Raw genomic sequence first — 6,554 nt, 5'->3', positions numbered from 1 at the left:
TCCGCCGAACACGCCGCCGAAATCAAAGTGCGCCTGTACGACCGCCTGTTTACGGTCGAGCGTCCCGATGCCGTGCGCGGCCAAGACGGCGAATACCTGCCGTTTACCGATTTTCTCAACCCCGAATCCGTGCGCGAAATCACCGCCTTTGCCGAACCCGTCGCCAAAACCCTGCCCGCCGAAAGCCGCTGGCAGTTCGAACGGCTGGGCTATTTCGTTGCCGACCGCAAAGACCACACCCCCGACGCGCCCGTGTTCAACCGAACGGTTACGCTGAAAGACAGTTGGCAGGCAAAAGAAAAATAATCCCTTGTTTTTAAAACCATCAAAACAGGCCGTCTGAAAAATATTTTCAGACGGCCTGTCTGTCTGCATAGATACACCGAAAAACACAAGCTGTGTTTGAACGGTATGCGTTGATAAGAGATCCCATCATTCCCACTCAAACGGAATCCGGCGTTGGCTGCAAAGATCTTAGGAATTCATGAATTCATTCCGCTTGCGGATTCATTCCGGATTCCCGCCTGCGCAACCATGACAGGATTCCGACAATATCGCGGTATCAATCCGTTCCATAAACCGACATGCCGTATAAATGCCTAAACAAAAACAAGGCCGTCTGAAAAGTTTTCAGACGGCCTGTTTCCTTTTTGGCAGAAGCGGCTCCCCAAGCTGTGTAGGGGCAAAAAATCCTACCCGCTTACGGCTTTTTCGGCCTGACCCTGACGCTGAGCGGCAGATGGTCGGAGAGTTTCTGCCAATGCGCGCTGTTGTGGATTTTTGCATCCAACACTTCCAGATTGCGGGTATAGACGCGATCGAGACTCAAAACGGGCAGGCGCGCGGGGAAGGTTTTCGGACGGCGGCCTTTGGCATCGACAAAGGCTTCGTCGAGTTTCAGCGCACGGCCGAGCGAAGCGGCGGATTTTTCGCGCCAATCGTTGAAATCGCCGGCGATAATCAGCGGGCTTTCGGGAGAAACGTGGCGGGCAACGTAATCGTAAATCGCGCGGTACTGTTTGGCACGGTCGGGTTCGCGCAGATTGAGATGGGCGCACACGCAGACCAGCGGCGACTCCCAGTCGTCAGGCAGAACTTCGCTATGCAGGAGGCCGCGCTGTTCGAGCCGGTTGACGCTGATGTCGAGATTGTGGCGGGTATCGATGGGCAGGTGGCTGAGAATCGCGTTGCCGTGGTCGCGTTCGCGGTAGACGGCGTTTCGGCCGTAACTGCTGTTGTAGGACAGGCGGTTGCCGAGCACGTCGTAATGCGGCTCTTTGGGAAAATCGGCGAAACGGTTGCGCCTGCGGCGGTGTTCTCCCTGCACTTCCTGCAAAAACAGAACGTCGGAATTGAGCCTGTGCAGCGCGTCGGCCATGCTGTCGAGCTGTACTTTGCGGTTGAGCGCGGACATGCCTTTGTGCATGTTGTATGAAGTAACGGTGATGGGGGACATGATGTTTTCCGTAAAGTTTTTATTGGAATTGTGTATTGAAATTATAGCACTATGGTTTTTCAGGGGTCGGAAAACGTATGTAAAAAACATCAAAACGAGACCGTCTGAAAACCTGTTTCAGACGGCCTTGATGCGGTTGGCGGCGGAAAACCGAGGGAAAACGGAACCGGTATGCGGCCAACCGTTTTGTGTGCAAATGACACATCCGTGCGGTTGGCGCGAACCGCGTTGGCGATTTGTCCGGTTCGGCTGTTCAAACGGGATGGTGCGGAGAAAGTGCTTTCGGATCTTCGCCGAAACGGTTGGTTCGGCGTTGGCCGTCTGTAAACAGCAAAACCGCCGCGAATACCAGCGCGATGACGACCACCGCTCTGAAAAACCACTGTGCCTGCGGAAACAGTACGCCCAGCTCTTCTTCGGCAAAAACGGCAGACAATATCCAGGAAACATAAAGCGGCAGCAGGATAAGCTGCCACCAGCCCGAACGCCCCATGTCGTGCAGACGGCGTGCCGTCAGGCTGACGGATGCCAAACGCACGATGACGGTATACGGAAGGGCAACCAGCAGGGCGGCCCAAAAAACGGTCTGCACCGAAACGGTTTGCGTCTCCTCCAAGGCATACAGTATGAAACCTAAAATTCCGCTTAAAACAGCTTCCACCAAAATAAATACGCCGTATTCCATACGCCGTGCGCGGGTGCGGAAATTGAAAATGTTTTTAAGCGAATGCAGAAACCAATTCATTTTTACTTTCTCCTGTAATCAAGCGTGAAATAGGGTGAAACAAAACGGGGGCATCCACCGGCCTGTAAAGCAAAGGCCGTCTGAAAAGTTTTCAGACGGCCTGCCGTTTCACGATGCCCGTAACGACGCGAACACGTCGAAATAATCGGGAAAGGTTTTGTGCGTACATTTCGGATCGTTGATGACGACCGGCACGCCCAACAGCGACACCAGCGAAAAGCACATCGCCATACGGTGATCGTCGTAGGTATCGATTACCGCGTCGGCGGTCAGCGCATCGGGCGGCGAGATATGGATGGCTTCCGGCTCTTCGGCAACGGTTGCGCCGACCTTGCGCAGCTCCGCAGCCATCGCTGCGATGCGGTCGGTTTCTTTGACCCGCCAGGAACCGATATTACGGATGGTGCACGGCGCGCCGCTTGCCAAGGCCACCACGGCCAACGTCATCGCCGCATCGGGAATGTGGTTGGCATCCAAATCGAAAGGCAGGATTTTCTGCCCCGCCGCTCGGGAAACTTCGATAAAGTTGTCGCCCCACACCACGGTTGCGCCGATTTTTTCCAATTCGTGCGCAAAGGCGACATCGCCCTGAATGGCGTTCCTGCCCAAACCGGTTACGCGCACGGGTTCGCCCGACAGCAGGCCTGCGGCCAGAAAATACGATGCGCTCGATGCGTCGCCTTCCACATGCAGGACTTCCGGCGCACGGTAGCGCGCCCCCGCGGGAATGCGGAACACGCGGTAGCCGTCGTTCTCCACATCCACGCCGAACTGCGCCATCAGTTTCAGCGTGATGTCGATGTAGGGCTTGGAAATCAGCTCGCCCGCCACTTCGATGTCGAACGCCTGCCCCGTCAGCGGCAGCGCCATCAGCAGCGCAGTCAGGAATTGGCTGGATACGTTACCCTTAACCGGAACCACGCGCGCGCCGTTGTCGGTACGGTGATTGATTTGCAGCGGCGGATAGTGTTCGTTACCCAGATATTCGATGTCCGCCCCTGCCTGCCGCAACGCATCGACCAAATCGCCGATGGGCCGTTCGTGCATGCGCGGTACGCCGTGCAGGTGGTAATTGCCGCCGAGCACCGCCAATACCGCGGTCAGCGGGCGGAATGCCGTACCCGCATTGCCGAGAAAGAGATCGGCTTCGCGGTTGGGAAACCGTCCGCCCGTACCGTGCACTTTCAGACGGCCCTCGCCGGCGGTTTCAATCTTCACGCCCAGCTTGGCCAGCGCTTCGAGCATTCTGTCGGTATCGTCGGATTTCAACAGCGAACGGATTTCGCAAACGTTGTCGGAGAGCGCGGCCAAAAGCAGCGTACGGTTGCTGATGCTTTTCGAGCCGGGCAAGGCGACGGTTGAAGGTTTGAGCGTGGCTGCGGGCAGGCGGATGGAATCGGTCATGGCGTTCAAACGGAATGGAAATGGGAAAGCGGCATTATAACAGCAAAGGCCGTCTGAAATTTTCAGACGGCCTTTCGGTACGGATGCGGATATGGGTTTACTGCGGAGCAGGCACCATTGCCGTTTGCGGCATCAATACGGCAATGGCAATCATGACAATAACCGACAACACAATACCGATAACCATCAGAATCAATTGTGCTTTGAAAAAATTGGCCTTGTTCGGATTGGTATTGCTGCTGAATGCCCACACCAGAATCATGATTAAATTCACAATCGGTACAATCATAATCAAAGAGGAAATCAGCCATTCTTTCAGGCTGACTACTTCGGCATGCTGAGGCTGCTGTTGGACTTCGTTCATTGCTTGCTGCTTTCTTGTTGTGTTTGAAAAAAGGTCGAATTATAAATGTTTTTATCATTGGCAACAATCATAATAGGGAAATAAAACTTCGCCGGCTTCGGCCCGCCGTACCATTCATATGCGCTCTCCGTACTTTGCCGCTTTGTATCTTAAATTTCCATTCACAAATTTCCGCTCACAGCAAAAGGCCGTCTGAAATCCATACCGGTTTTCAGACGGCCTTTATTCCTTGTCTGCCTTGCCGAAGATTTTGCCCGTTTAAATCAGTTCCAAATCCGGCCCTGCGTTTTGTGCGCGTCGGCTGCGCAGTTGGATGTCGAGGCGCAGATCGTGGGGCGAGTCGGCGTTTTTAACGGCATCCTGAAAGCTGATGTCGCCGTTTTCGTAGAGGGTGTACAGCGCCTGGTCGAAAGTCTGCATACCCATCGACTGCGATTTTTTCATGATTTCTTTGATGCCGTGGATTTCGCCTTTGTGAATCAGCTCGGAAATCAGCGGGGAATTGAGCAGGATTTCCACTGCGGCTACGCGGCCGCGGCCGCCTTCGCGCGGGATAAGCCGCTGCGAAATAAAGGCCTGCAGGTTGAGCGACAGGTCGGTCAGCAGTTGCACGCGGCGCTCTTCGGGGAAGAAGTTGATGATGCGGTCGAGTGCCTGGTTGGAGTTGTTGGCGTGCAGCGTGGCCAGACACAGGTGGCCGGTTTCCGCGAAGGCAAGCGCGTAATCCATGGTTTCGCGGTCGCGGATTTCGCCGATCAGGATAACGTCGGGCGCTTGGCGCAGGGTGTTTTTGAGCGCGGCAAACCAGTTTTCCGTGTCCACGCCCACTTCGCGCTGGGTGATGATGCTTTTTTTGTGCTGGTGGACGAATTCAATCGGATCTTCGATGGTGATGATGTGGTCTTGGCAGTTTTCGTTGCGGTGGTCGACCATTGCGGCCAGCGAAGTGGATTTGCCCGAACCCGTACCGCCGACGAAAATCACCAACCCGCGTTTGCGCATGACCACGTCTTTCAAAACGACGGGCAGGTTGAGGCTGTCGAAGTTGGGGATTTTGCTGGTAATCGAACGGAACACCAAAGCCGTTGCGCCGCGCTGCACCATGGCGTTGACGCGGAAGCGGCTGGTATCGGGCAGACTGATGGCAAAGTTGCATTCGTTGGTGGACGAAAATTCGTCAATCTGTTTGGGGGTCATGATGGAAAACGCGATTTCCATGCAGCGTTCGGCCGTGAGCGGCTCGTCGGTAATCGGCGTGATTTTGCCGTCCACTTTCATGGCCGGCGGGAAATTGGTGGTAACGAACAGGTCGGAACCTTTGAATTTGTTCATGTGGCGCAGCCAGGTATGGATTTCTTCTTTCGCGCTCGGGGGGGTGCTGTTTGTCATGGTTTCGGTCAAATGTGTTAACGGTTGGCTGTGATTATAACAAAATTTATGAAAAACGCGTGAACGCAGCAGCGTTGCCGCCGCCGTCGGTGTTGCATTTGCGGCATCCGCAAAGGCCGTCTGAAAATTTCAGACGGCCTGTTATAATCGCGGCAATCTGTATTCTTTCGGGAGAACATCATGTCCGCAGTCAAAACCATTGCCGTTATCGGCGCGATGGAACAGGAAATCGAGCTGCTGAAATCGCGCTTGGAACAGGCCGAAACCGAAACGTTCGGCACGCTGTCCGCATGGAGCGGGCTATATTGCGGCCACAGGGTCGTGCTGGTATTGAGCGGCATCGGCAAGGTCAATGCCGCCGTGGCGACGGCTTGGGTGGTTTTCCGCTTCCGTCCCGATTACGTCGTCAACACAGGCAGCGCGGGCGGTTTGGCGGGCGGCTTGAAAGTGGGCGACGTGGTCATCGGCACGCACGCCGTCCACCACGATGCCGACGTTACCGCTTTCGGCTACCGCTACGGACAGCTTCCCGGCCAGCCGCCTCTGTTCGAGAGCGACGCGATGCTGGTGGAAACCGCGTTCCGCGCCGCCGCATTCGACGGTGCCGCCGTTTATCAAGGCTTGATCGGCAGCGGCGACCAATTCGTCCACAGCAGCGAAACCGCCGCCGAAATCCGCCGCAACTTCCCCGATATTCAAGCGGTGGAAATGGAAGCCGCCGCCATCGCCCAAACCTGTGCACGGCTGCAAACGCCGTTTGTGCTTATCCGCGCCATCTCCGACTCCGCCGACGAGAAGGCCGACATCAGCTTCGACGAATTCCTGAAAACCGCCGCCGTACATTCGGCGGAAACGGTAACGGCGATGCTGAAGGCGTTGTAAACCCGGATTCAGACGGCCTGGTTTGTACCAACTGCCGACGCGCTACCGCTAACGGCCGACGTTCCCGCACAGGCGGGCATCCATCGTCAATATCCACAAACACATCAATCCAAAAGATTTCCGGCATCCGAATCCGGATACCCGCCTGCACGGAAATGACGGTCGGCCTCACCGGACTCCATGCCGGATATGGCACACAAGCTATAACACGGACAGGCCGTCTGAAACTTTTTTCAGACGGCCTGCCGCCCGTTTTACCGCCGGCCGATGTATCACCGCGCCTTACCGCCCATACCGAGCCCTACGGTATAATT

At 55.7% G+C, this 6,554-nt stretch carries 6 protein-coding genes and 1 pseudogene; 2 read left to right on the top strand and 5 right to left on the bottom strand.

The features are described 5' to 3' along the window. Positions 1-306, top strand: a pseudogene (locus ACEYDX_RS00770) (glutamine--tRNA ligase); the annotation flags it as partial. 394 nt (positions 307-700) lie between these two features. Here the strand turns inward: ACEYDX_RS00770 and ACEYDX_RS00765 are convergent. From ACEYDX_RS00765 to ACEYDX_RS00745, 5 genes are all read right to left on the bottom strand, one after another. Continuing rightward, positions 701-1,456 carry an endonuclease/exonuclease/phosphatase family protein gene (locus tag ACEYDX_RS00765; protein ID WP_373740136.1) on the bottom strand — a complete coding sequence of 252 codons (756 nt, stop codon included), beginning with the start codon at positions 1,454-1,456 and terminating at the stop codon, positions 701-703. Between the two features lie 253 nt (positions 1,457-1,709). Continuing rightward, entirely contained in the window at positions 1,710-2,201 is a 492-nt protein-coding gene (locus tag ACEYDX_RS00760; protein ID WP_373740135.1) for a DUF805 domain-containing protein, read from the bottom strand. Between the two features lie 108 nt (positions 2,202-2,309). Further along, on the bottom strand, positions 2,310-3,605 hold the full coding sequence (gene aroA / locus ACEYDX_RS00755; protein WP_373740134.1) for a 3-phosphoshikimate 1-carboxyvinyltransferase: 1,296 nt from the start codon (positions 3,603-3,605) through the stop codon (positions 2,310-2,312). A gap of 97 nt (positions 3,606-3,702) precedes the next feature. Next, positions 3,703-3,969 (bottom strand): hypothetical protein, encoded by a 267-nt coding sequence (locus tag ACEYDX_RS00750; protein WP_373740133.1) that lies wholly within the window; start codon positions 3,967-3,969, stop codon positions 3,703-3,705. Between the two features lie 258 nt (positions 3,970-4,227). Further along, complete coding sequence (locus ACEYDX_RS00745) at positions 4,228-5,358, bottom strand: PilT/PilU family type 4a pilus ATPase (RefSeq protein ID WP_373740132.1); 1,131 nt, start codon at positions 5,356-5,358, stop codon at positions 4,228-4,230. A 180-nt stretch (positions 5,359-5,538) separates the two neighbouring features. Here ACEYDX_RS00745 and ACEYDX_RS00740 point away from each other — a divergent pair, with 180 nt between their 5' ends. After that, positions 5,539-6,240 carry a 5'-methylthioadenosine/adenosylhomocysteine nucleosidase gene (locus ACEYDX_RS00740; protein WP_373740131.1) on the top strand — a complete coding sequence of 234 codons (702 nt, stop codon included), beginning with the start codon at positions 5,539-5,541 and terminating at the stop codon, positions 6,238-6,240. Positions 6,241-6,554 lie beyond the last annotated feature (314 nt).

This window comes from Neisseria sp. (assembly GCF_041804105.1).
In the GTDB taxonomy this organism is placed as follows: Bacteria; Pseudomonadota; Gammaproteobacteria; order Burkholderiales; family Neisseriaceae; genus Neisseria.
The sequence above is the reverse complement of the archived record's forward strand: the minus strand, read 5'-3'. Positions and strand labels throughout refer to the sequence as shown.